The organism is Streptomyces misionensis, assembly GCF_900104815.1.
Classification (GTDB): Bacteria; Actinomycetota; Actinomycetes; order Streptomycetales; family Streptomycetaceae; genus Streptomyces; species Streptomyces misionensis.
In genome coordinates this window covers 5,826,269-5,850,910 of the sequence record NZ_FNTD01000004.1, presented here as the reverse complement: position 1 = coordinate 5,850,910, position 24,642 = coordinate 5,826,269, and the positions used below count along the sequence as shown (strand labels likewise).

General features: G+C 71.7%; 18 protein-coding genes. 4 read left to right on the top strand and 14 right to left on the bottom strand.

What is annotated here, in order from left to right; translation table 11 throughout:
* Positions 1-16: 16 nt before the first annotated feature.
* The 6 genes from BLW85_RS28370 to BLW85_RS28345 all read right to left on the bottom strand — a co-directional run bounded on the left by BLW85_RS28370 (position 17) and on the right by BLW85_RS28345 (position 6,641).
* Positions 17-1,063, bottom strand: coding sequence for a 2-oxoacid:ferredoxin oxidoreductase subunit beta (locus BLW85_RS28370; protein WP_074993667.1), 1,047 nt, complete (start codon positions 1,061-1,063; stop codon positions 17-19).
* The gene (locus BLW85_RS28365) at positions 1,056-2,954 is read right to left on the bottom strand and encodes a 2-oxoacid:acceptor oxidoreductase subunit alpha (protein ID WP_425275374.1); all 1,899 of its coding nucleotides are present in this window, start codon (positions 2,952-2,954) and stop codon (positions 1,056-1,058) included. The genes BLW85_RS28370 and BLW85_RS28365 overlap by 8 nt, the downstream gene beginning before the upstream one ends.
* A 2-nt stretch (positions 2,955-2,956) precedes the next feature.
* The gene (locus BLW85_RS28360; protein ID WP_070025972.1) at positions 2,957-4,384 is read right to left on the bottom strand and encodes a methylaspartate mutase; all 1,428 of its coding nucleotides are present in this window, start codon (positions 4,382-4,384) and stop codon (positions 2,957-2,959) included.
* Positions 4,381-4,815, bottom strand: coding sequence for a cobalamin-dependent protein (locus tag BLW85_RS28355; RefSeq protein WP_070025973.1), 435 nt, complete (start codon positions 4,813-4,815; stop codon positions 4,381-4,383). The genes BLW85_RS28360 and BLW85_RS28355 overlap by 4 nt, the downstream gene beginning before the upstream one ends.
* Positions 4,816-4,873: 58 nt before the next feature.
* Positions 4,874-6,094, bottom strand: coding sequence for a fatty acid desaturase (locus BLW85_RS28350; protein ID WP_239697896.1), 1,221 nt, complete (start codon positions 6,092-6,094; stop codon positions 4,874-4,876).
* A gap of 217 nt (positions 6,095-6,311) precedes the next feature.
* Positions 6,312-6,641, bottom strand: coding sequence for a helix-turn-helix domain-containing protein (locus BLW85_RS28345; RefSeq protein ID WP_079172439.1), 330 nt, complete (start codon positions 6,639-6,641; stop codon positions 6,312-6,314).
* A 327-nt stretch (positions 6,642-6,968) separates the two neighbouring features.
* Between BLW85_RS28345 and BLW85_RS28340 the strand changes: the two genes are divergently transcribed.
* Positions 6,969-10,946 carry a type I polyketide synthase gene (locus BLW85_RS28340; RefSeq protein ID WP_279628619.1) on the top strand — a complete coding sequence of 1,326 codons (3,978 nt, stop codon included), beginning with the start codon at positions 6,969-6,971 and terminating at the stop codon, positions 10,944-10,946.
* A gap of 254 nt (positions 10,947-11,200) precedes the next feature.
* The gene (locus BLW85_RS28335) at positions 11,201-11,752 is read left to right on the top strand and encodes a TetR/AcrR family transcriptional regulator (protein ID WP_239697895.1); all 552 of its coding nucleotides are present in this window, start codon (positions 11,201-11,203) and stop codon (positions 11,750-11,752) included.
* Positions 11,753-11,858: 106 nt separating this feature from the next.
* Here BLW85_RS28335 and BLW85_RS28330 read toward each other — a convergent pair whose 3' ends face one another.
* The 3 genes from BLW85_RS28330 to BLW85_RS28320 form a co-directional block, all read right to left on the bottom strand.
* Positions 11,859-12,761, bottom strand: coding sequence for an ADP-ribosylglycohydrolase family protein (locus BLW85_RS28330; protein ID WP_074993661.1), 903 nt, complete (start codon positions 12,759-12,761; stop codon positions 11,859-11,861).
* A gap of 12 nt (positions 12,762-12,773) precedes the next feature.
* A complete protein-coding gene (locus BLW85_RS28325; RefSeq protein ID WP_070025977.1) occupies positions 12,774-13,433 on the bottom strand; it encodes a histidine phosphatase family protein in 660 nt (219 codons plus the stop codon).
* Positions 13,434-13,573: 140 nt separating this feature from the next.
* Positions 13,574-14,179 (bottom strand): YdbC family protein, encoded by a 606-nt coding sequence (locus BLW85_RS28320; protein ID WP_070025978.1) that lies wholly within the window; start codon positions 14,177-14,179, stop codon positions 13,574-13,576.
* A gap of 150 nt (positions 14,180-14,329) precedes the next feature.
* Between BLW85_RS28320 and BLW85_RS28315 the strand changes: the two genes are divergently transcribed.
* Entirely contained in the window at positions 14,330-14,863 is a 534-nt protein-coding gene (locus BLW85_RS28315; RefSeq protein WP_074993659.1) for a TerD family protein, read from the top strand.
* An 84-nt stretch (positions 14,864-14,947) separates the two neighbouring features.
* On the opposite strand, the gene BLW85_RS28310 is transcribed toward BLW85_RS28315, so the two are convergent.
* Positions 14,948-17,842 (bottom strand): vitamin B12-dependent ribonucleotide reductase, encoded by a 2,895-nt coding sequence (locus BLW85_RS28310; protein ID WP_070025980.1) that lies wholly within the window; start codon positions 17,840-17,842, stop codon positions 14,948-14,950.
* Positions 17,843-18,003: 161 nt separating this feature from the next.
* A complete protein-coding gene (gene nrdR / locus BLW85_RS28305) occupies positions 18,004-18,564 on the bottom strand; it encodes a transcriptional regulator NrdR (RefSeq protein ID WP_070026028.1) in 561 nt (186 codons plus the stop codon).
* Positions 18,565-19,126: 562 nt separating this feature from the next.
* Here nrdR and lexA point away from each other — a divergent pair.
* Positions 19,127-19,906: a transcriptional repressor LexA gene (lexA, locus tag BLW85_RS28300; RefSeq protein ID WP_070025981.1), complete on the top strand. Its 780-nt coding sequence runs from the start codon at positions 19,127-19,129 to the stop codon at positions 19,904-19,906.
* Positions 19,907-20,000: 94 nt separating this feature from the next.
* Here the strand turns inward: lexA and BLW85_RS28295 are convergent, their stop codons facing one another.
* The 3 genes from BLW85_RS28295 to BLW85_RS28285 all read right to left on the bottom strand — a co-directional run bounded on the left by BLW85_RS28295 (position 20,001) and on the right by BLW85_RS28285 (position 24,566).
* On the bottom strand, positions 20,001-21,986 hold the full coding sequence (locus BLW85_RS28295) for an ATP-dependent DNA helicase (protein WP_074993658.1): 1,986 nt from the start codon (positions 21,984-21,986) through the stop codon (positions 20,001-20,003).
* A 77-nt stretch (positions 21,987-22,063) separates the two neighbouring features.
* Positions 22,064-22,657 (bottom strand): GNAT family N-acetyltransferase, encoded by a 594-nt coding sequence (locus BLW85_RS28290; protein WP_074993656.1) that lies wholly within the window; start codon positions 22,655-22,657, stop codon positions 22,064-22,066.
* Positions 22,658-22,688: 31 nt separating this feature from the next.
* Positions 22,689-24,566 (bottom strand): IucA/IucC family protein, encoded by a 1,878-nt coding sequence (locus BLW85_RS28285; RefSeq protein ID WP_074993654.1) that lies wholly within the window; start codon positions 24,564-24,566, stop codon positions 22,689-22,691.
* Positions 24,567-24,642: the final 76 nt, after the last annotated feature.

Sequence of the window (24,642 nt, the reverse complement as noted above, 5' to 3'; positions counted from 1 at the left end):
AAGTGGGTGGGCGGGGTCAGGCGAGGACGGTCCAGGTGTCGGTGCCGGTGAGGAGGTCGGTCAGGTCGCCCTTGCCGTGCCGGTCGACCGCGGCGTCCAGCTGGGCGTTGAGGGCGGTGTCGTAGACGGTCCGTTCGGTGTCGCGGAAGACGCCGACGGGGGTGGGGTCGGTCAGCCGGGAGAGCGCGAAGGCGGTGGTGGGGTCGTGCGCCCCGCTGTCGTGGACGACGAGGTCCGCCTCGTTCTGCGGGGTGACGGTGACGACGTCGAGGCTCCCGGTCCGCGGGTCGCGGACGACGCCGCGCGTGCCGTCGGCACCGAAGCGGATGGGCCGGCCGTGTTCCAGCCGGATCAGCGCCTCCTCGGCCCGCCGGCGGTCCTTCAGGGCGTCGAACGCGCCGTCGTTGAAGATGTTGCAGTTCTGGTAGATCTCGACCAGGGCGGTGCCCGGGTGCGCGGCGGCGGCGCGCAGCACCTCGGTGAGGTGCTTGCGATCGGAGTCGATGGTCCGGGCCACGAAGGTGGCCTCGGCGCCGAGGGCCAGCGAGACGGGGTTGAAGGGGGCGTCGACCGAGCCCATCGGCGTGGACTTGGTGATCTTCCCGGTCTCGGAGGTGGGCGAGTACTGGCCCTTGGTCAGGCCGTAGATCCGGTTGTTGAAGAGCAGGATCTTGAGGTTGACGTTGCGGCGCAGGGCGTGGATCAGGTGGTTGCCGCCGATGGACAGCGCGTCGCCGTCGCCCGTGACCACCCACACGCTGAGGTCGCGGCGGGAGGCGGCGAGGCCGGTGGCGATGGCGGGGGCGCGGCCGTGGATGGAGTGCATCCCGTAGGTGTTCATGTAGTACGGGAAGCGGGAGGAGCAGCCGATGCCGGAGACGAAGACGATGTTCTCCCGGGCCAGGCCGAGTTCGGGCATGAAGCCCTGTACGGCGGCGAGGATCGCGTAGTCACCGCAGCCCGGGCACCAGCGCACCTCCTGGTCCGACTTGAAGTCCTTGGCCGTCTGCCTGGCCTCGGCCTTGGGGACCAGTTGCAGCAGTCCGCCCGCGGTGTCAGTCATCGATGGCCTCCTTCAGCGCCGTGGCGAGCTGCTCCGCCTTGAACGGCATACCGTTGACCTGGGTGAGCGCACGGGCGTCCACCAGCCAGCGGGCGCGCAGCAGTTGGGTGAGCTGACCGAGGTTCATCTCGGGCACCAGCACGGTGCGGTAGGCGGACAGCACGGTGCCGAGGTTGGCGGGGAAGGGGTTCAGGTGCCGCAGATGGGCCTGGGCGATCCGGCCGCCCTCGGCGCGCACCCGCCGTACCGCCGCGGTGATCGGTCCGTAGGTGGAGCCCCAGCCGAGCACCAGGGTGTCCGCCGCGCCGCCGGGGTCGTCGACGGTGACATCGGGCACGGCGATGCCGTCGATCTTGGCCTGGCGGGTGCGGACCATGAAGTCGTGGTTGGCCGGGTCGTAGGAGATGTTGCCCGTGCCGTCCTGCTTCTCGATGCCGCCGATGCGGTGCTCCAGGCCCGGGGTGCCCGGCACCGCCCAGGGGCGGGCCAGCGTCACCGGGTCGCGCAGGTACGGCCAGAACTCCCCGTCGTGGTTGGGTTCGGTGGCGAACGGCACCCGCAGGTCCGGGAGTTCGCCGGGTTCCGGGATCCGCCAGGGCTCCGAGCCGTTGGCGAGGTATCCGTCGGACAGCAGGAACACCGGGGTGCGGTAGGTGAGGGCGATCCGGGCGGCGTCCAGGGCGGCGGTGAAGCACTCGCCCGGGGTGGCCGGCGCCACCACCGGGACCGGCGCCTCGCCGTTGCGGCCGTACATCGCCTGCAAGAGGTCGGCCTGCTCGGTCTTGGTCGGCAGCCCGGTCGAGGGGCCGCCGCGCTGGATGTCCACGATGAGCAGCGGCAGTTCCAGGGACACGGCCAGCCCGATCGTCTCCGACTTCAGGGCGACGCCCGGCCCCGAGGTGGTCGTCACCGCCAGCGAGCCCCCGAAGGAGGCGCCCAGCGCGGCACCGATCGCGGCGATCTCGTCCTCCGCCTGGAAGGTCCGCACGCCGAAGTTCTTGTGCTTGCTCAGCTCGTGCAGGATGTCGGAGGCCGGGGTGATCGGGTACGAGCCCAGGAACAGCGGGAGTTCCGCCTGGTGGGAGGCGCTGATCAGGCCGTAGGACAGGGCGAGGTTGCCGGAGATGTTGCGGTAGGTGCCGGGGGCGAACGCCCGGCTCGCCGGGGCGACTTCGTAACTGACCGCGAAGTCCTCCGTGGTCTCGCCGAAGTTCCAGCCCGCGCGGAAGGCGGCGATGTTCGCCTCCGCGATCTCGGGGCGCCGTGCGAACTTGGTCCGCAGGAAGCGTTCGGTGCCCTCGGTCGGCCGGTGGTACAGCCAGGACAGCAGGCCGAGCGCGAACATGTTCTTCGCCCGCTCCGCCTCCTTGCGGGTCAGCGGGAAGCCGGTCAGCGCGCCCACCGTCAGCGTGGTCAGCGGCACCGGGTGCACCGTGAACGCGGCGAGCGAGTCGTCGTCCAGCGGCGAGCCGTCGTACCCGGCCTTGGCCAGGTTGCGGGGCGTGAACTCGTCGGTGTCGACGATGATCTCGGCGCCGCGCGGCAGGTCGCCCGTGTTCGCCTTCAGGGCGGCCGGGTTCATCGCCACCAGCACGTCCGGCGCGTCACCCGGGGTGAGGATGTCGTGGTCGGCGAAGTGCACCTGGAACGAGGAGACTCCGGGCAGGGTGCCTGCGGGGGCACGGATCTCCGCCGGGAAGTTCGGCAGCGTCGACAGGTCGTTTCCGAACGACGCGGTCTCGGAGGTGAACCGGTCCCCGGTCAGCTGCATCCCGTCGCCCGAGTCGCCCGCGAAGCGGATGACCACGCGGTCGAGGGTCCGGGTCGTCTTGTGGTCCCCGGTGTCTTCGGCGTGCTGTTCCCGCGGCGGTGCGGCGGGTTCCGCGGCGATGGTCACGACGTCCCCTCACGGTCGCTCTCCCCGAACAGGGTGAGGAAGTAGTTGATGTCTCCGGTCAGATCCGCCAGCAGGGAGCCGAGTCCCGGGTCCGCGCCGCCTGCCTCGGCGCGGCGCAGCAGTTCGTCGTTGCGGCGCAACGCGCGCCGGGACAGGGGCAGCGAACCGGCGGACAGATAGCGGATGGCGCCCTCCGCGTCCCGCTTCGGGATGATCTCCGACTTCGCGTACCGGCTCGCGCTGAACGGGATGTCCAGCGTGCCGCGCTCCAGCGCCTGCGAAACCGCGGCCTTGAGGTCCGGCTGTTCCAGCAGGGGTTCGACGATGTCGGCGACCTCGGCGAGGATCCACTCCTGTTCCTCGGCGACCCGGTCCGCGTCCACCGCGACGAAGTCCAGCAGCGGGGAGTTGGCGCGGGCGGCCAGCCGCAGCCCCTCGACGTTGGCGCGGGTGTCGGGGATGCCGTACGCCTCCTGGTAGGTCTTGGTGATCAGCTTGGAGGCGCCGCCGAGCCGGGCGACGAGCGCGCCGTAGAAGATGAGGTCCTCGGCGTGGCCGCGGCCCCTGGGGAAGACGCCCATGAACTCGTGGAACACGGCGTGCACCTGGACGCCCTCGGGCAGGTAGCGGCGGGCCAGCAGCGGGATGGTGCGCAGCGCGGCCACGTCCTGCACCAGGTGGCCGCTCTGCGGATAGGCCACCGAGATGCAGCGCACCCCGGCCCGGGCGGCCAGCACGGCCTCCACCACGCTGATCGCGAGGCTGATCGACGGCGGGACCAGGACGGCGGTCAGCGTGCCGAACAGCTCCCGGTCGATGATCAGCCCGAGTTCGGCGAGCCGGCCGCACACCCGGTCCACGTCCTCCCAGGCGGCGAGCGACTCCGCTACCGGCACGGCCTTGGAGTAGGGCAGGTTGTAGGAGATGCCGCCGCCCTCGAAGGAGGTGATGCCGGAGGCCACCGAGACGTCGAAGAGGGCGCGGGCGTCGGGCGAGCCGTGGCGGATCTCCAGCGGCGCGGCGACGGCTTCGTTGAGGTCCCGGCCGCGCTGCCAGCCGTGGGTGACCAGCGGATAGCCGTTGAGGTCCCGGGGGTCGCGGTTGAGGGTGCGCAGCGCCTGCTCGAACCGCTTGAGGCGGGTGTGCGCGTCGATGGTCAGGGTCAGGATGTCGGGCGCCGCCTGGGCCTCCAGGTCCCGCAGCAGGGCCTTCATCTCCTCGTGGCCGCCGACGCCGCAGCGCGGCTGGATCGCCACCCGGCCGGACTCGCGGGCATCCTGGAGCACTTGGGCGGCCGTGGGCTTGCCGAGGGACGCGACGTAGGCGACGGATTCCTCGAGCGGCGGGAGGGACTCGGCGCCGGGGACGCTGTGGGGGGCCTCCCCGGCGCGGTCCGCGCCGAGGAGGACGATCTTGCTGGTCATGACACGGCCAGCAGCGGCTCGGCCACCGGGCGGGTGGCGCGCAGTTCGTCGAGCACGGCGGGCAGGGCGGCCGGGTCGTTCACGATGCGGTCGACGCCGAGCCGGTAGAGCCGCTCCAGGGCGGCGGGGTCCTTCTTGCTGCCCACCGAGAGGTTGCCGCCGACGATGACGGGGCACCGGATCGCGCCCTCGGCCTTGGTGGCGGCCAGGTCCCGGAGGTCCTCGTGGATATGGCCGTTGAGACTCCCGATGACCACCGCCTCGGCATCGGGATGCTCCCGGCAGGCTTCCGCGAACTCCTCGACCGGGGTGCAGGTGCCGAGATTGACGACGGTGTAGCCGATGCCGCGAAGGGCGTGGGCGATCAGGTGGTTGGCCACGGCGTGCGCGTCGCTCGCGGCCACGCCCAGGATGATCTTCCGCTGCTGCATGGGGGCTCCTGTGGATGGGAGATGGCGGGTGGTGCGGGTCTCGGGTCGGTACGGGGCCTCAGTCGTCGAAGGCGGCGAACAGCTCGCGCTTGCTCACGTGCGGGAGCCGGGCGATGTCGTACTCGGCCGGGTCCGCGACGGCCAGGGAGTCGAAGACGTAGTTGATGGCGGGGACCAGGCCCCACACCTCGTGGTACTCGGGCCAGCCCTTGTGGCCGGCCTCGATGTCGCGCTTGCGGGCGAAGAGGTAGTCGGCCCACTCCCGGCTGGAGGGGTAGCGGTGGTGGTAGTCGTGGACCACGGTGTCGCCGGTGAGCACGAGGTAGCGGGTCGGGGCGTGCACGAACAGCATGCGCAGCGCCCAGCGGACCCAGGCGAGGGCGCGGCGGCCGGCCGGCAGCGTGGCCGAGGGGGCGGGTTCACCGATGAAGATGGCGTTGGTGAGGCCGGCGAAGTAGTCGCGGCCGCGCCGGACTTCGGTGCCGGCCACCGGGAAGGTGTGCTTGACGCACAGCCGCAGGGTGTTGCTGACCTGGAACAGCGGCAGCAGCGGCACGAACCACACGAGCAGCAGGGCCGGCCAGGTGCCGGTGGCGATGGTGGCGGCGGCCAGGGCGGTGTAGAGCACGACCGCGGCGACGCGCTCGCTGCGGGCGGCGGTGCTCCAGAAGGAGCGCACGCGGGAGACGGAGAAGGCCAGGTGGAAGCGCGGGGAGAGGAGCTTGCCGACGACCCGGCGCCACATCTGACGGCGCGTCATCCCGGGGCTCAGTTCGAGGCTGACGAGGAACGCCTGCACGGTGGGGTCCCGCAGCGTCATGTGGTGGGCGGCGTGGTGGTCGCTGACGTGCTCGCGGCTGTAGCGCTCGAAGTTCTGGATGACGAGCAGGCTGGAGATGGCCCGTCCGATGACGGTGTCCAGGCGGCGGCGCCGGTACATGTTCCGGTGCGAGCACTGGTGGTAGACCATCATGCGCAGGTTGCGCAGGCCGTGCAGGGTGAGCGCCCAGCCGGGGAGCAGGGCGAGGAGCCACCAGCCGCCGAGCGCCCAGGCGGCCGAGCCGACGGCGGTGCCGGCGAGCATCGCGAACACCGCCGCGGCCAGGTGGAAGGTCGGGGTCCACGGCAGCCCGGTCTGCTCGGACAGCGGTTTGCCGGTGAAGACGGTGAGCGGGTACTGGAGGAAACCGGGCAGGGCCCGCATGGTTTCCCGCGGATCGGCGGGGTCGGGTGCGCCCTCGGCACGGGCGCTTCTTGTCTCGACATCGGTGAGGGACACGCGTCATCTCCTTGTTCGGGGAGTGGGCGTTCAGGCAGCGCAGGACGAAATGGCTGCGGAATTCCGCGAGGGAATGGGAAAGTGAACTTCGCCGACGGCGTGCTGCACACGATGCCGCGGCAAAGCGGAGGCCAGCAGGGCATGGTGAACCCCCTGGCCGCCACGGGGACGGCTCAGCCTCTCCGACGCGATCCGGAGCGGTGCGCCGGGGACTTTTCTATCCCGTGCGGCCCGGGCTGTGAATTGGACTTTCGTTCATGACGCGGTAGGCGTGGGCGACGAGACCCGCCTGCAGCCTGGATTCAACCCGGAGTTTGCTCAGCACTTGGGCGACATGCGCCTTGACGGTGCGTTCGGTCACCCGGAGCCGGGTGGCGATGCTGCGGTTGGAATGGCCGGCGCCGAGCATCAGGAACACCTGGCGCTCGCGCACCGACAGGTGGACGACCCCGGCCAGCGCCTCGGACCAGTCCGGCAGTGCGTCGATGGGATCGGTGCCGTCGTCGGCGTACGCGACGGCTCTGGACCTTGACGGTGCGTCGGACATCACTGCTCCCCCGTCGTGCCCTGGTGATCATTTATGAACGACAACACAAGAGTAGACTGACATGCATAAGAAGACGCAAGTACAAGTATTCGGTGACCTGGGTCACAGTCAAGAAGGAAGAAATCCGGACAGACACCTACCAACCGGCCCACACCGTCTCACGATTCGGGACAGAGTCTGAGACGCAGTTATGAGCCTCTGGGTCAATCTTGGTTGGGGGTGTAACTTTGCATCGCACTTGCACCGCGCACCTCAACCCGCCTTGTCCGCTTCCGGGCGAGGCGGTCGTGTTTGTTCTCAATCGGCTCTGATCGAAGGTGAACGTACGTGGAGCGCTTCTCATGCGCAGGTGGCACTCCCATTGCCGTCATCGGTATGGGATGCCGTTTCCCCCGCGCCAACAGCACCGGCGAATTCTGGGATCTCCTCATGGCCAACTCCGAGGCCGTGACCCGGATTCCCGAGGACCGTTTCAACATCGACGACCATTACTCCGGCCGGGCGCCCAGCCCCGGCAAGACCGTCTCCCGCGACGGCGGTTTCCTCGACGACGCGTTCTCCTTCGATGCGGGATTCTTCGGGATATCCCCGGTCGAGGCCAAAAGCATGGACCCCCAGCAGCGCATCCTGCTGCACGTCGTATGGGAGGCCCTCGAATCGGCGGGAATCGCGCCGTCCAGTCTGGCCGGTTCCCGTACCGGCGTCTTCGTGGGCCAGGCTACCGCGGAATACGGTGAATCCGGGCAGCCGGCCGACGGGCCCGGCGTCCGCGACACCGTGGGCGGACGGCTGCGCGCGGTCACCGCCGGCCGGGTCTCCTACGCGCTCGACCTGCGCGGACCGAGCCTGGTGCTGGACACCGCGTGCTCCTCCTCGCTGGTCGCCGTGCACACCGCCCGGCAGAGCCTGCTGACCGGCGAGAGCGGCCTCGCGATCGCGGCCGGCGTCAACATCATCGTGTCCCCGCAGGACTCCATCGCCTACTCGCAGGGCGGCATGCTGTCGCCGGACGGGCGGTGCCGGTTCGGGGACGCCTCGGCCGACGGGTTCGTGCGCAGCGAGGGCGTCGGCGCGGTCGTCCTCAAGCCGCTGCCCGACGCGCTGCGCGACGGCGATCCGGTGCTCGCCCTGCTGCTCGGCAGCGCGGTCACCAACGACGGCCAGGGCAGCGGGCTGTTGCTGAAGCCCTCGGTGTCCGGGCAGGCCCAGATGCTGCGCGACGCCTGCCACAGCGCGGGGATCGAGCCCGCCCAGCTGGACTACGTCGAGGCGCACGGCACCGGGACGCCGACCGGCGACACCGTGGAGCTGCGCGCGCTGGGGGAGGCGACGGGCGGTGAACGGACCCTGCGCTGCGGCTCGGTGAAGACGAACATCGGGCACGCCGAGGCCGCCGCCGGCATCGCCGGGCTGATCAAGGCGGTGCTGATCGCCCGCCACGGCGTCATCCCCGCCTCGCTGCACCTGACCGACCCGCACCCGCTGCTCACCGGCGAGCGGCCGGCCGTCTCCGTCGTCACCGAGAACACCCCGCTCGACAAGGCCGGTCCCCAGGCCCTGCTGGGCGTCAGCTCCTTCGGGCTGTCCGGCACCAACGCCCACGTCGTGGTCGGCGAGTTCGTCGACGACCGGCGGCCGGCCGAGCCCGTGGTGCCCGCGGTCCCCGGCCCCCGCCTGCTGGTGCTCTCCGCCCGCTCGGCCGCGGCCCTGCGCCGCCTGGCCGGGGCCTACGCGGACCACCTCGGCCCGGGCGGCGCGGGCCGCGACCAGGCACTCGCGGACATCTGCGCGACCGCGGCGACGCGCCGTGACGCGGGCCCGCACCGGCTCTGGGCCACCGGCACCTCGCATGACGAACTCGCCTCCGTGTTGCGGGCGTTGGCGGCGGGCGAGCAGAGCCCGCACGGCGGTGTCGGCGAGGCGGGGTTCAGCGGTCCGCGGCGCGCCGTCTTCGTCTTCTCCGGACAGGGCTCGCAGTGGCTCGGCATGGGTCGGGACCTGCTCGCCTCCAACGAGGCGTTCCGGACCACCCTGCGCGCCTGCGACCAGGCCATCCGCGAGGAACTCGGCTGGTCGGTCGAGGAGTTGCTGACCGCGGACGCCGATCGCTTCCCCGGCGGGGTGGAGATCGTGCAGCCCGCGCTGTGGGCGGTGCAGGTGGCGCTGGCGGCGGCCTGGCGGGACCTCGGCGTGGCGCCGGAGATGTGCGTCGGGCACAGCATGGGAGAGGTGGCGGCGGCCTGTGTCAGCGGGGCGCTGTCGCTGCGGGACGCGGCGGCGGTGATCTGCCGACGCAGCCGGCTGATGCGACGCGTGGCGGGCGGAGGCGCCATGCTCGTCGTGGAGTTGTCCGCGGACCGGGCCCGCGAGGCCGTCTCCCGGATCCCGTCGGTGTGCGTGGCCGCGGAGAACTCCCCCACCTGCACGGTGCTCGCCGGCGACCCGGAGGCCCTCGCGGAGCTGACGGCCCGGCTGGAGGCCGACGGGGTGCTGTGCCGGCCGGTGAACGTCGACGTCGCCTCGCACTCCCCCCAGATGCGCCCGCTGCACTCCGAACTGGCCTCCGAACTGGCCGGGTTGGCGCCCCGCGCGGCCGCCACCGGACTGTTCTCCACGGTCCGCCGCGCCGAGCTGGCCGGACCGGAACTGGACCCCGGCTACTGGGCGGACAACCTGTGCGAGCCGGTGCGCTTCCGGGAGGTGGTCTCCGACCTGGCCGCCACCGGCACGGTGGAGAACGTCTTCCTGGAGATCAGCCCCCACCCGGTGCTCACCGCCTCGGTCGCCGAGACCCTGGCCCACGACGGCGCGCCCGGCACCGCCGTGCCCTCGCTGCGCCGCGACACCGACGAGACGGCCGAACTGGTGCGCGCGGCGGGCCGGTTCTTCGCCGCGGGCGGCCGGATCGACTGGACGCGGTGGTACGGCCATCCGGTGCGGCCGGTGCCGCTGCCCCACTACCCGTGGGAGCGCACCGAGTTCCGGCAGGTTTCGGCCGCCCCGCACCCGGCGCGGACCGTCCTGGAGGGCCGGGTGGAGCTGGGCCGGTGGGGCTTCGCCGCGTGGGCGGAGCAGCTGAGCGTGGCCGGGCTGACCGTACTGCCGCCCGCCGTGCAGATCGCCGCCGTGCTCGACACGGCCGCCGAGAAGCTGCCCGGCACGATGTACGCGGTGCGCGACGTCCGGCTCGCCCCCGCTCCGGTCCTCCTCCCGGACCCCTCGGCCGCCGTGCTGGCCGTCGCCCTGGAACGGGGCGGGGACGGCTGGCGGGCGGTCGTCGAACTGGAGCGGCCGGACAGCACCGAGCGGACCTTCTGCGCCACCGCGTCGCTCACCCCGGTGGACGACAGCGACGGCCGCCGGGCGCCCCGCGAGCTGGACGGCGCCCTGGCCCGCTGCCACACCTACCTGTCCGCCGCCGGGTTCCGGGAACTGGCCGGGAGCCACGGGCTGGAGATCGGCGAGACGTCCGGCGCGGTGGAGCAGGTGTGGCACCGGCGCGGTGAGGCGGTGGCCCGGATCAGGCTCGCCAAACCGGCGCCGGGGCTGTGGGAGGCGGCGCTGCTGCCGTTGGTCGCGGCCTGGCCGCAGGCGCGCCGCGGCGAGGAGGACCGGGGCTTCGTGCCGACCGGCTTCGACAGTGTGCAGCTGTACGGCGAGCTGACGGACGACCTGTGGAGCCTGGCCGTCGTCGCCCCCGGGTCCGACGCCCGGCAGGCGCGCGGCGACGTGCTGGTGCTCGACGGGGACGGGCGGGTACTGGCGGAGTTCCGGGGGATCGCCCTGCGGCGCCCGGGGCGGCCGGCCGGCCCGGCGGCCTCCCTGGTGCGCGCGCTGCCGGCCCGGCTGGGCGCGCCCCGGCGCGGCCCCGCGCGTCCTCTGCTGTCCCGGTTCGCCACCATGATCCGGCCGCCGGCCACCCGGCGGGCGCTGCGGCTCGGCGAGGCCCCGGCCCGGCCGGCCGCGCCGGTCCGGGCGGACCACCGCGCCGCGGCCCCGGCCCCGGCCGCGGTGCCGGTGGCCGGGGGGACGGAGGCGGCGGTCGCGCCGGACGCGGTGACCGTGCGCGTGGACCCGGCGGACGCGATCCTCACGGCGGCGTCCGAGGTGCTCGGGATGGCCCGGGCCGATCTGGACCCGCGCCGGTCGCTGCGCGATCTCGGGCTCGACTCGCTCATGGCACTCCAGCTGCGCAAGCGGCTCCAGACCGGCTGCGGTGTGGAGATCACCGCGGGCCGGCTGCTGGGCGCGGAGAGTCTGGAGCGGATCGTCCGAGATCTCGCGGCGGCGCCCACGCCCGTGTGACCCGTCCGACAGCAGGCTCCGGGGCCGTCACGTCCAACTGGCGTGACGGCCCCGGTACTTATCCGGAAATGATACTCGCCCCCATAGTTAGACTGTGGTATAAAAATCAATGGCAAAGCCTAGACGCTACTCAGCGTTGTCAGCCCCGTGAAGCGGAGATGAACATGGCTCCTGGTCCGTCAGGCGGGACGCAGTCGCCCGGTCGACGCGAACGCAACAAACAGCGCGTCAAAGAACGCCTCTACTCATCCGCGTTGTCCCTGTTCACCGAGCAGGGCTACGACCGCACCTCGGTGGACGAGATCGCGGAACGCGCCGATGTCGCCCGGGGGACGTTCTTCAACTACTTCCAGCGCAAGGAAGACGTCATCAGTGCCTGGGGGGAGGAGCGGCGAACCAAATTGCTCACCTATCTGGAACAGGAAGACGTCCACGGTTCGCACGCCGTCGCCCAGCTGGTGCGATGTATGTCGGTGCTGGCCCGGATCAACGAGGAGGAGCAGGAGGTCACCGCGGCCATGCTCTCCGCCTGGGTGAAGGCGGGCCGGCCGCTGAGCGAGGAACCGTACGTCGCCGAGATATTCGCCGACATCGTCGCCTCCGGCGCCCGCTCCGGTGAACTCGCCCCCGACCTCGTGCCCGAGCGCGTCGGCAATCTGCTGCGCGACGTCTACTTCGGCGCCCTGTACCGCTGGTCCCAGCACGCCCACAACGAGCGGCCCGGAGAGCTGGACGACGAGTTGCAGGCGGTGCTGAAGGTGCTTCTGCACGGCATCGCCACCGTGGAGCACGCCCACCACGTCTGACAGGACGGGCGCGCGGCAGCCGGTGAGATCCCCGCCGTACCCGGGGAGCCCGGGCCGCCGCGACCGAGCCGGACCCCCCACTCCGGCCCCTCCCGGCCGCCTTCCGTCACAGCTCCCGCGGCACCCAGTCGGGCAGTGCCTCGGTCCGCCGCGTCCACTCGGCGGGCGGCGCCGCCTTCCCCGCCGCGAGCACTCCGCCCACGATGGCGCAGGTGGTGTCCACATCGCCGCCGACCCGGGCCGTCGTCCAGAACGCCGCCTCGAAGTCGCCGAGGCACCGCGCGGCGGACCACAGCGCGAAGGGCACGGTGTCATGGGCCGTCCTGCGGCGCCCGCACCCCAGTACGGCGGCGACGGTGGTCGCGTCACCGTAGTCGAGCATGTCCCGGGCACGGCGCAGCCCCTGCCCGACCGCGCTCTTCGGCACGAGCGCGATGACGCCGTCGAGCAGCTCCCCGGGTCCGGGCGGACCGTCCGGCGCACCGGCCAGCGCCGCGGCCGCCGCCACCGCCATGGCACCGACCACCGCCTCCCGGTGCTGGTGCGTGGGATAGGCGGAGATCTCCGCCTGATGGGTGGCCTGCTCCGGATCGTCCGCGTACCAGGCACCCAGGGGCGCGGTCCGCATCGCCGCGCCGCTGCCCCAGGAGCCCCGCCCGTGGAAGAGCGCCGCGGCGGGCCCGCGCCAGTCCTCGCCCGCGCGCACGAGTGCCAGCAGCCGGCTCGCCGTGGCGCCGTAGCCCCGGTCCGGGTCGTGGTGATCGGCGAAGGAACGGGCCAGGGCGTCCTGGTCGACGCGCTGGTGGGCGGCGAGCACGGCGAGGACGGAACAGGCCATCTCGGTGTCGTCGGTCCACCGCCAGGGCGCCGGCGGCAGCTCGCGCCGCTTCAGCAGGGCGTGATGGGCGGGCACGAAGAACTGGGCACCCAGGGCGTCCCCGACGGCCAGTCCGCGCAGGCTCGCCAGGGCGCGTTCATGGCGTCCACGGGGTGAGAGAGGTGCGGTCATGGCTCTGCCACTCTATCCGGTGGCCCAGTCCGGCACCGGCTCGCGCCAGCGCTCGAAGGGCCGGTCGAGGGTGTACTTGTCGTCGTCGCCGAGCAGCAGCATCCGCATCTCGGCGTTCCCGGGATTGGACAGCGACTCGAACTCGGCGACCGTCCAGTGGAACCAGCGCATGCAGAACAGCCGCATCGCGAGCCCATGGGTCACCAGCAGCACGTTGGGCGGGTGGTCCGGCGCCTCGAAGCTGCGGAAGAGGCTCTCCAGGAAGCCGCCGACCCGGTCGTAGACGTCGGCCCCGGACTCGCCCTGCGGGAACCGGAAGAAGAAGTGGCCGTAGGCGTCGCGGTAGGTCTTCTGCAGCCGCACGTCGTCGCGGTCCTGCCAGTTGCCCCAGTCCTGCTCGCGCAGCCGGGGTTCCTCGCGCACGCGTATGAGGTCGGGGTCGAGCTGGAAGGCGCGCAGTGTCTCGTGGGTACGGCGGTACGGCGAGACGTACACGCTCACGCGCTCCGGGCCGAACAGCTCCCGGAGCCGTTTGCCGGTCTCCTCGGCCTGCCGCCGGCCGCGCTCGGTCAGCGCCAGGGCGTGGTCCGGCTCCCGCTCGTACACGGAGTCGTCGATGTTGCCCGTCGACTCGCCGTGCCGGACAAGAACGATGCGCCGTGGTCGTGCCATGCCAAAACCCTAGATCGAGCGGCGCGCGGGCGGGCACTCGGACCGGGCCCATACAACGTAGGTCACAAGTTTGATTTTCCAACCGGCTCGGTGGGAAATCCGGCCCGGGCCGACAAGGCCGGTAAGACGGAGCGGCTCGCTCACACCGTCCAGGACGGCTCCATGTCCACGATGTCCCCGGTGAGCGCCGCGATGTCCGCCTCGGTCTGGGCGCGCAGCGCGAGCCGTTCCACCCGTTCGGTGCGGTACTTGCCGTGCTCGGCCGCCGCCCGCCACATCGAAAGGATCAGGAACTCCTGCCCGGGCGCCTCGCCGAACATCCCGCGGATCATCCCGGGCGAGCCCGCGACGGCCGGGTTCCAGACCTTCTCCTGCATCAGCGTGAAGTGCTCCACCCGCTCCTCGTGGACCCGGCAGTGGGCCAGCCTGAGCAGGTCGGCGTCGGTGAACCGCGGCTCGAAGCCCGTCTTCACGTCGAAGCGGTACTCGAACAGCTTGACCTGGGCGTCCTTGAACGTGCCGGACTGGGCCGCCGCCAGCCGGTCGTGGGAGCGGGCCATGAAGGAGTCGTAGAAGGCGCGGCTCTCCCAGAAGGCGACGACGTGCGCCACCCCCGGCCGATGCCGGCTCCATCCTCCGCCCTGTCCCCGGAATCCCGGCTCACCCAGAAGCCCCGCCCATTTCCGCTGCCCCCGCTCGAACCCCCGGCGGTCCACCACGGTGCAGCGAATCCACTTGACCAGCACCGCGCCATCGTAAGGCCACCGGACGTGGCGCCGGTCACGCTCCGCGGGAGTTCGCCCGCGCACACACCCCCGTGTGCATGGCACGATGGGCAAGCATCCCCGACCTCACGGGAGTTGGGGACGACGTGCCCACAGGGAAGGGGAGGCCCGGTGACCGGATTCAGCAAGGGACTGCACAAGGTCGAGGTCGCGCTCAAGTGGGACCCCAGTCCCACCGGACAGGCGCCCACCGATCTCGACATCATCGCCGCGACCTTCGAGTCGGGCGACGCCTACGGTGCTCCGGCGTATCTGGTGCACTTCGACAGCCGTTCGCCGGACGGCACCATCTTCCTCAACCGGGACAGCACCGACGGCCGCGGCTTCGGCTGGGACGAGGTCATGACCCTGGAGCTGGACCGGCTCAGCGAGCGGTACACGCGCGTGGTGGTGGGCGCCGTCATCCAGCAGCAGCCCGTGCGCCGTACGTTCGGCGAGGTGCTGAACCCGGCCATGCGCGTCCGGGAGGGCTACACGGTGCTGTCCGAGGACGACTTCACCTCGGTCCGCGACGCCACGGCGGCCACCCTCGCGGAGTTCGTGCGCAACGAGGCGGGCGAGTGGAACTTCCGGCCCGGCGTCCACGGCTTCGACGAGGACCCGGACACGTTCACCCATGTCATGGGGCGGGCCCACCAGTCCTGAACGACACCTCGGGCACGGATGAGGGGCGCCGACCGATGGTCGGCGCCCCTCACTTCAGCGTTTCAGCGCCTCAGCGGCAGGCCGTCAGCTGCAACCGCTGGTGGAGCCGCAGCCCTCGCAGATGTAGCAGGAACCGGCGCGCTGCATCTTCGTACCGCAGGAGAAGCACAGCGGGGCGTCGGCCTGGATGCCCAGCTGCATCTCGACCAGCTCGGCACTGGTGTGGGCCTGCTTCGGGGCGGGCTTGGCCGCCTCGGTCTCGGCCTTGGGCGCGGCGACGGCCTTCAGCTCCTGGGCACGCGGCGCGGACTGGGCCAGGCCCTCCACGTCGACCTCGTCGTCGGCCGGCTCGTACGAACCGGTCTCCAGGTGACGCTGGCGCTCCTCGGCGGAGTGGATGCCGAGCGCGGAGCGGGTCTCGAAGGGCAGAAAGTCCAGCGCCAGGCGGCGGAAGATGTAGTCCACGATGGACTGCGCCATCCGCACGTCCGGGTCGTCCGTCATACCGGCCGGCTCGAAGCGCATGTTGGTGAACTTCGAGACGTAGGTCTCCAGCGGCACGCCGTACTGGAGGCCGACGGAGACGGCGATGGAGAAGGCGTCCATCATGCCGGCGAGGGTGGAGCCCTGCTTCGACATCTTCAGGAAGACCTCGCCGAGGCCGTCGTCCGGGTACGAGTTGGCCGTCATGTAGCCCTCGGCACCGCCGACGGTGAAGGACGTGGTGATGCCGGGACGACCCTTCGGGAGGCGCTTGCGGACCGGACGGTACTCGACGACCTTCTCGACCGCCGTGCGGATCGTGTCCTCGGCCTTCTCGGCGATCTCGGCCTTCTCGTCCTTCTTCTTGGCGGACAGCGGCTGGCCGACCTTGCAGTTGTCGCGGTAGATCGCGAGCGCCTTGACGCCGAGCTTCCACGCCTCGAAGTAGATCTCCTCGACCTCCTCGACGGTCGCCGTCTCCGGCATGTTGACCGTCTTGGAGATGGCGCCGGAGATCCACGGCTGGATCGCGGCCATCATGCGGACGTGGCCCATCGGGGAGATGGCGCGCTCGCCCATGGCGCAGTCGAACACCTCGTAGTGCTCCTGCTTGAGACCGGGGGCGTCGATCACATTGCCGTTCTCGGCGATGTGGGCGACGATCGCCTCGATCTGCTCCTCCTGGTAGCCCAGGCGGCGCAGGGCCTGCGGGACGGTGCCGTTGACGATCTGCATCGAGCCGCCGCCGACCAGCTTCTTGAACTTCACCAGCGCGAGGTCGGGCTCGACACCGGTGGTGTCGCAGGACATCGCCAGACCGATGGTGCCGGTCGGGGCGAGGACGGACGCCTGGGAGTTGCGGAAGCCGTTCTTCTCGCCGAGGCGCAGCACGTCCTGCCAGGCCTCCGTGGCGGCGGCCCACACCGGGGTGTCCAGGTCGTCCATGCGCACGGCGGTGCCGTTGGCGTCGGCGTGCTGCTTCATGACGCGCTTGTGGGCGTCGGCGTTGCGGGCGTAGCCGTCGTAGGTGCCGACGACCGCGGCCAGTTCGGCGGAGCGGCGGTAGGCCGTGCCGGTCATCAGGGAGGTGATGGCGCCGGCCAGGGCGCGGCCGCCGTCGGAGTCGTACGCGTGACCGGTGGCCATCAGCAGGGCGCCGAGGTTGGCGTAGCCGATGCCGAGCTGGCGGAAGGCGCGGGTGTTCTCGCCGATCTTCTGGGTCGGGAAGTCCGCGAAGCAGATCGAGATGTCCATCGCGGTGATGACCAGCTCGACGACCTTCTGGAACCGCTCGGTCTGGAAGGACTGGTGGCCCTGGCCGTCGTCCTTGAGGAACTTCATCAGGTTCAGCGAGGCCAGGTTGCAGGACGTGTTGTCCAGGTGCATGTACTCGCTGCACGGGTTCGACGCGGTGATCCGGCCGGACTCGGGGCAGGTGTGCCAGTTGTTGATCGTGTCGTCGTACTGGATGCCCGGGTCGGCGCAGGCCCAGGCGGCCTCGGCGATCTTGCGGAAGAGCGCCTTGGCGTCGACCTCCTCGATGACCTCACCGGTCATCCGGGCGCGCAGCCCGAAGTTGCCGCCGTCCTCGACCGCCTTCATGAACTCGTCGTTCACCCGGACCGAGTTGTTGGCGTTCTGGTACTGGACGGAGGTGATGTCGTCCCCGCCCAGGTCCATGTCGAAGCCCGCGTCGCGCAGGACGCGGATCTTCTCCTCCTCCTTGACCTTGGTCTCGATGAAGTCCTCGATGTCGGGGTGGTCGACGTCGAGCACGACCATCTTGGCCGCGCGGCGGGTGGCGCCACCGGACTTGATGGTGCCGGCGGAGGCGTCGGCGCCGCGCATGAAGGAGACCGGGCCGGAGGCGTTGCCGCCGGAGGACAGCAGCTCCTTGGAGGAGCGGATGCGGGAGAGGTTCAGGCCGGCACCGGAGCCGCCCTTGAAGATCATCCCCTCTTCCTTGTACCAGTCGAGGATCGACTCCATGGAGTCGTCGACGGACAGGATGAAGCAGGCCGAGACCTGCTGCGGCTGCGCCGTGCCCACGTTGAACCACACGGGGCTGTTGAAGCTGAAGATCTGGTGCAGGAGGGCATAGGCCAGCTCGTGCTCGAAGATCTCGGCGTCGGCGGGCGAGGCGAAGTACTTGTGGTCCTCGCCGGCCTTCCGGTACGTCTTCACGATGCGGTCGATCAGCTGCTTGAGGCTGGTCTCGCGCTGCGGGGTGCCGACGGCGCCCCGGAAGTACTTGCTGGTGACGATGTTGACCGCGTTCACCGACCAGAATTCGGGGAACTCGACGCCACGCTGCTCGAAGTTGACCGAGCCGTCGCGCCAGTTGGTCATGACGACGTCACGGCTCACCCACTCGACCTCGTCGTACGGGTGTACGCCGGGCGTGGTGTGGATGCGCTCGATGTGCAGTCCCTTGTTTCCCGCCTTGCCGCCCTTGGCGCGGGAACCTCGTGCCGGACCGCTCGCCGTCTCTGTCATGCCGCCTCCCTGTACGGGCAAAAACGCCCTGAAGTGCCCCGTTTGTTCCCGTGGCACGGTGTTCTGTCATGTGTCGCGGGCACCCTCAGCTGCCGCCCGCAACAGGTCCTGGTCGCCGCCTCGCGGCAGGAGTCCGGGCCCTCTCCCGGTCTCCGCACCGCTCAGTCGGCGGCGTGCGCGGGTTCGGGGACCTGGCCGGCCCCGCCCGTCCCGCGCTTGTCCTCCCGGCATCCCGCCGCCGTGTCCGTCTCGCCGTCCCCGTCCGCCGCGGGACCCTGCGCCGTCTGCCTCAGCTCCGCGATCGCGGCCTCGAAGTCCTCGAGCGAGTCGAACGCCCGGTAGACCGAGGCGAACCGCAGAAAGGCGACGAGGTCGAGCTCCTGCAACGGGCCGAGTATGGCCAGACCCACGTCATGGGTGGTCAGCTCGGCACTGCCGGTGGCCCGCACCGCCTCCTCGACCCGCTGGCCGAGCTGGGCCAGCGCGTCCTCGGTGACAGGCCGCCCCTGGCACGCCTTGCGCACACCGTTGATGACCTTCGTACGACTGAAGGGCTCGGTGACTCCGGACCGCTTCACCACCATGAGCGAGCACGTCTCCACGGTCGTGAAACGACGGGAGCAGTCGGGGCACTGGCGGCGCCTGCGGATCGACGTGCCGTCGTCGGTCGTACGGCTGTCGACCACGCGGCTGTCGGGGTGCCTGCAGAAGGGGCAGTGCATGATCTCCAACCCTCCTCACAGCAGACTCGATGGCCTCACGAGTCCCACGGGACCCGCGAAGCAGCCCTAAGCATAGGCGATCGTGGAGCCGCCCCGGACCGGGGGGACCACAACTTGTGGGCTGCTGTAGCCATCCAACCACTACATGTGGGGATCGACTCATTCTTCGAGGCCGGATCGCGTGTCGCACGGGAACGGCCGCGTAAGGGCGGCCGGAAGGACACGCGGGCGCGCGTCCGTACCGCTGTGACGCTTACGGAGATACGGTGGGCGCCGCACGGAGGATGCGTAGGACTCCGGCGCAGAACGGCCCCCTGGTCCCGGCGGGCCGGGCTCCGGATGGCAGACTGGGGAAGCACCCACGAGGTCGGCAACCCCGGCGGGGCAGACCATCAACGTACAACAGAGAACGCTTTTGCCCGCCCGATGCCGCGTCAGCCCATACACCGAAACACACGATCGCAACAGGTGAATCGCTCTTTTTCACTCGAACGTGTGTTTGGCGCAACCTTTCGAAAGCAACTACCGTTGTCCAGCAGGGAGACCATCGAGAGGGGCCGACGTGACCACCACCGCAGACAGTGCCACCATCACCGCCCAGGACCGCTCCCAGGGCCGGGTCGAGCCGGTACACGCGATGAACGAAGCCGCGAATCCCGAGGGACACAAGCGCTCCCTGCCGGGCCGACCTCCAGGCATCCGGGCCGACAGCTCGGGGCTCACGGACCGGCAGCGCCGGGTGATCGAGGTCATCCGGGACTCGGTGCAGCGGCGGGGCTACCCGCCGTCGATGCGGGAGATCGGCCAGGCCGTCGGCCTCTCCAGCACCTCCTCCGTGGCACACCAGCTGATGGCACTGGAGCGCAAGGGCTTCCTGCGCCGCGACCCGCACCGCCCGCGTGCGTACGAGGTGCGCGGCTCCGACCAGGCCGTGTCCGTGCAGCCCACGGACACCAGCGGCAAGCCCGCCGCGTCGTACGTCCCGCTGGTCGGCCGGATCGCCGCCGGTGGCCCGATCCTCGCGGAGGAGTCCGTCGAGGACGTCTTCCCCCTCCCCCGCCAGCTCGTCGGCGACGGCGAGCTGTTCGTCCTCAAGGTCGTCGGCGACTCCATGATCGAGGCGGCGATCTGTGACGGCGACTGGGTCACCGTGCGCCGCCAGCCGGTCGCCGAGAACGGCGACATCGTGGCCGCCATGCTCGACGGCGAGGCCACCGTGAAGCGCTTCAAGCGCGAGGACGGCCACGTCTGGCTCCTCCCGCACAACGCGGCCTACGAGCCCATCCCCGGCGACGACGCCACCATCCTGGGCAAGGTGGTCGCCGTACTGCGGCGCGTGTGACGCCCGCGGCGAGCGGACCCCGCTCGCCCTCCCTGACCGGGCCCCGGAACCCCTGCGCCGGTTCCGGGGTCCTGCCTTGTGCCGCGGGCCCCGCTCACTCGGCTCCCGCGGCCTCCGTCTGCTTCGCCGCCGCGTCGATCGCCGCGAGCGACCTGCGCACCTGGTCGCGGTCCGTGGTGTACCAGAAGTCCGGCAGCGAGGCCTTGAGATAGGAGCCGTACCGCGCCGTGGCGAGGCGCTGGTCCAGTACGGCGACCACACCCCGGTCCCCCGAGGCGCGCACCAGCCGGCCGGCGCCCTGCGCCATCAGCAGGGCGGCATGCGTGGCGGCCACCGCCATGAAGCCGTTGCCGCCCGCGTCCTCCACCGCCTTCTGCCGGGCGCTCATCAGCGGATCGTCGGGACGCGGGAACGGGATCTTGTCCATGACGACCAGCTGGCAGCTGGGTCCGGGCACATCGACGCCCTGCCACAGCGACAGCGTGCCGAACAGACAGGTCCCGGGGTCGGCCGCGAAGTTCTTGATCAGCTCGCCGAGCGTCTCCTCGCCCTGGAGCAGGATCGGGTACTCGGGAATGCGCGAACGCAGCTCCTCGGCGGCGAGCTGGGCCGCCCGCATGGACGAGAACAGCCCGAGGGTGCGGCCCCCGGCCGCCTGGATCAGCTCCGTCAGCTCGTCGAGCATGTCGCCCCGCTCGCCGTCCCGCGCGGGCCGGGCCAGGTGCTTGGCGACGTACAGGATGCCCTGCTTGCGGTAGTCGAACGGCGAGCCGACGTCGACGCCCTTCCACTGCGGCAGGTCGTCGCCCTCCATGCCCTCCGGGCCGAGCCCCAGCGAGGCGCCGACGCCGTTGAAGTCGCCGCCCAGCTTGAGCGTGGCGGAGGTGAGGATCACGGCGCGGTCGGCGAACAGCTTCTCCCGGAGCAAGCCCGAGACCGACATGGGGGCGACGCGCAGGGAGGCGCCGAAGCGGTCGTGGCGTTCGTACCAGACGACGTCCCACTCGGAGCCGTTCAGCACCCGTTCCGCCACGTCGTGGACCGACTCGACCGAGGCCAGGGCCTGCTTGCGGACGGCGTCCTCGTCCTGGACCGACTTGTCGCGGGTGGCGCCGATCGCGGAGATCACCGTACGGGCGGCGTCCCGCAGCGTCATCAGGGCGTACCCCAGGTCCTCCGGGATCTCCTCCAGCCGTCCGGGCAGCGCCAGCTCCATCAGCCGCTCGAAGCCCTCGGCGGCGGTCTGCAACTGGTCGGCGGCCTTCTCGTTGACGAGTTTCGCGGCGCGGCGCACGGCACGGTTGACCTGGCCCGGGGTCAGCTCGCCGGTGGCGACGCCGGTGACCCGGGAGACCAGTTCGTGCGCCTCGTCCACGATCAGCACCTCGTGCTGGGGCAGCACCGGGGCGCCCTCGATGGCGTCGATGGCCAGCAGCGCGTGATTGGTGACCACCACCTCGGCGAGCTTGGCGCGCTCCCGGGCCGCCTCGGCGAAGCACTCGGCGCCGTACGCGCACTTCGTGGCGCCGAGGCACTCCCGCGAGGACACCGACACCTGCGCCCAGGCGCGGTCCGAGACGCCCGGGGTGAGGTCGTCGCGGTCGCCGGTCTCCGTCTCGTCCGACCAGTCCCGCAGCCGCAGCAGGTCCTGGCCCAGCTTGCTGGTGGGCGCGGCGGCCTCGAACTGGTCGAAGAGGCCGTCCTCCTCGTCCTGGGGCATGCCCTCGTGCAGCCGGTGCAGGCAGAGGTAGTTGGAGCGGCCCTTGAGCATCGCGAACTCCGGGCGGCGGCGCAGCAGCGGGTGCAGGGCGTCCACGGTGCGCGGCAGGTCGCGCTCGACCAGCTGGCGCTGGAGCGCGAGGGTGGCCGTCGCCACGACCACCCGTTCTCCGTGCGCGAGCGCGGGCACGAGGTAGCCCAGCGACTTTCCGGTGCCGGTGCCGGCCTGGACCAGCAGATGGGATCCGTCGTCGATCGCCTCGGCGACCGATTCGGCCATGGTCACCTGGCCGGGGCGCTCCGTGCCGCCGACGGCGGTGACGGCGGCATGCAGGAGTTCGGAGAGTGAGGGCTTCGTCATAGCCCGACCAACCCTACGGCCCGGCACCGACAAACGGATGCCGTTCCCACCCGTGGTGACCCCCCGATCACGTGTCGCTACAGCACATCGCGCAGCTCCCGGTCCCTGATCATCAACGCGGCCCGCTTGCCGGGCAGGTCGGCCTCGGCCGCGTACCGGAAGCCGGCCCGCAGGAACGCGGCGACGGACGGGGTGTTGCGCAGGTCCGGTTCCGCCACGACCCGCGCGCAGTGCGGCCGCCGGTCCAGGACGAGGTCGGCCACGGCCCGGAGCAGGGCGGAGCCCAGTCCCCGGCCCCGGTCCCCGGCGCCGCCGAGGAGCAGGTGGATCCCGGTGTCGTGCGGCCCGACCGGGCAGTGGCGGGCGAGCGGGTCCAGGTCCGCGCGGTAGATCTCCCAGTAGCTCATCGGGGTGCCGTCCAGCACGCCCAGGCAGGGCACGCTGCGTCCTTCGCCGTCGAGTTGGGCCCGCACGTGCTCCTCGGTCAGGCGGCGGGGCCCGGCCAGTTCCCAGAACTCGGCGACGGCGGGGTCGCACATCCAGCCGTGCACCAGGGGCAGGTCCCGGTCGAGCAGGACGGGCGTCAACCGGAAGACGCCGACGGGGGTGTGCACGGGACCCCAGTCGTGGAGGCGGTCGAGGAGATCGGTGGCCGCGAGGGTGGGAGACACGGTGCGCTCCGCTCTGCGCTGACGAAGTGGCTCAAGGGTGCAGGGGGTTGTCGATGGTGACGTAGACGGACTGGGTGTCGACCGGGCCGACGAGTTCGTCCATGCCGTGCAGCCGCGTCAGCAGATTGGCCTTGCAGCGCAGGGTGGGCGAGTCGAGCAGCCGGCCGGGCACGGGGGTGCGCAGGGCCGCGGGTCCGGTGGCGAGGCCGGCCAGGAAGCGGCGGAAGGCGGCGAGGAGCAGCCGCTCGTCGGCGAGGTGCTGGGAGCCGAAGGCGCCGATCAGGCCGAGGACGTTGTTGACGGCGAGGTAGTAGGCGAGGCGTTCGTCGGCGACCTCGTCCGCCACGAAGGTGTCGCTGTGCTCGCCGATGCCGGGCAGCCGGGCGGCGAGTTCGGCGCGCCGGGACTCGCGGAAGTAGTAGCCCTGGTTGTCGCGGTAGCGGCCGCCCGCGGGCCAGCCGTCGCCGTCGAGCAGGACCAGGGTGTTCTGCTGGTGGGCTTCGAGGGCGACGCCGGCCTCCGCGTCCAGCCAGAACACCGGGCGGACGACCTGTTCCAGATAGCGCAGGAACCACTCGGCGGCGACGGCGGTCGGGGGCCGGCCGGTGCGCACGGCGAGCCGCGCCACCAGCACGGACAGCCGGGACCGCATGGCCGGCGGAGGCCCGCCGGCCGCGGTGCCGGGGGCCGGTTCGGCGAGCGGCCGGGGCGAGACGAGCCCGGCGAGGCAGCCGGCGTCGTCGGCCGGGGTGAACGGGTTGTGCCGGATCACGACGTCCAGTCCGGGCACGGGCCGGCCGTCCGGGTCGTCCACGGCGAGCCACGCCGGGTCGCGCACGATGTCGAAACCGGGGTGCGCGGCGGCCCACTGCCTGGACAGTCCGGTGCGCAGCAGCCGGTGCACCTCGACGCCGCGGCGCAGTTCCTTGCGCAGGTTCTCCCGGCGGGAGTTGGTGATCCGCAGGCCGAGCGACAGCTTGAGCATCGCGGGGGCGCCGCAGCGGTGGACGGTGCGGACGGAGGAGGTGGGGTGCCAGGCGGGTCCGTGCGGTCCGAGGTCCCTGAGCAGTCCCGAGTCGAGCAGGGCGGCGACGGCCGGGCGGTGCCGTACCTCGCGGGCCTGCCAGGGGTGCAGGGGCAGGGCGGTGTCGCCGTCGGGCAGGGGCAGCGCGATGCCCGCGAGGTGCCGGGTGAGGCGGTCGGCGGGGACGGGGCGCCCGCGCTCGGTCCAGGCCGAGTCGGTGGCGAGCAGGGCGGGGGCCACGGCCATCCAGTGCAGCGGAAAGGCTCCGCGCGACTCCGGTGAGTACAGTGCGGCCTCCCCCTCGGTCAGTCCCTCCCGGCTCTTGGGCGTCGGGTGCAGGGGGTGGCCGAGGAGGAGGGCCTGTTCGGCGCTGAGGAAGAGGTCGGGGCCGTCGGCGGGGTGCTCGCGCCGGTCGCGGATGAAGGTGGCGGTGCGGCGCAGGCTGTCGGCGACCCGGGCCACGAGGTCGCCGTCGTCGGCGGCGGGGCCCTCCCTGGTGAGCAGCGCCGCGAGGGTGACGGCGTCGACGGGCGGGGCGGCCTCGGGCGCCTCGGCGAGCCGGGGCGGTCCGAAGCGGTGCCAGCCGGTCGGGGACCAGTAGCGGACCGGGACGAGCAGACCGGCACCGCTGGCGGGGAGCGGGATGCGCAGGGTGCCGTCGGCGGGGGCGCGCAGACCGGTCTCGCGGACCCAGCAGCGCAGCAGGTTCTCCAGGGCGGCGGACTGCGCCGCGGCACCCGGTTCGCGATCGTCCAGCGCGTCGGCGCCGGGTTCGGTCCGCCGGGCGGGGTCCGCGTGCCGTCTGCGCTGCTGCGGAACCGACTCGGCGACGGGGGCACGGGAGCCGGACGCTCCGTGTTCCTCGGGGGCGGGGGTGGCGTTCATGGGGTTCCTTGGGGCGGGGCGGATGACGGAGCGGTCTGGAGGGCGGGTCGGACGGGCGGCTTCGGAGGGTGGCCCC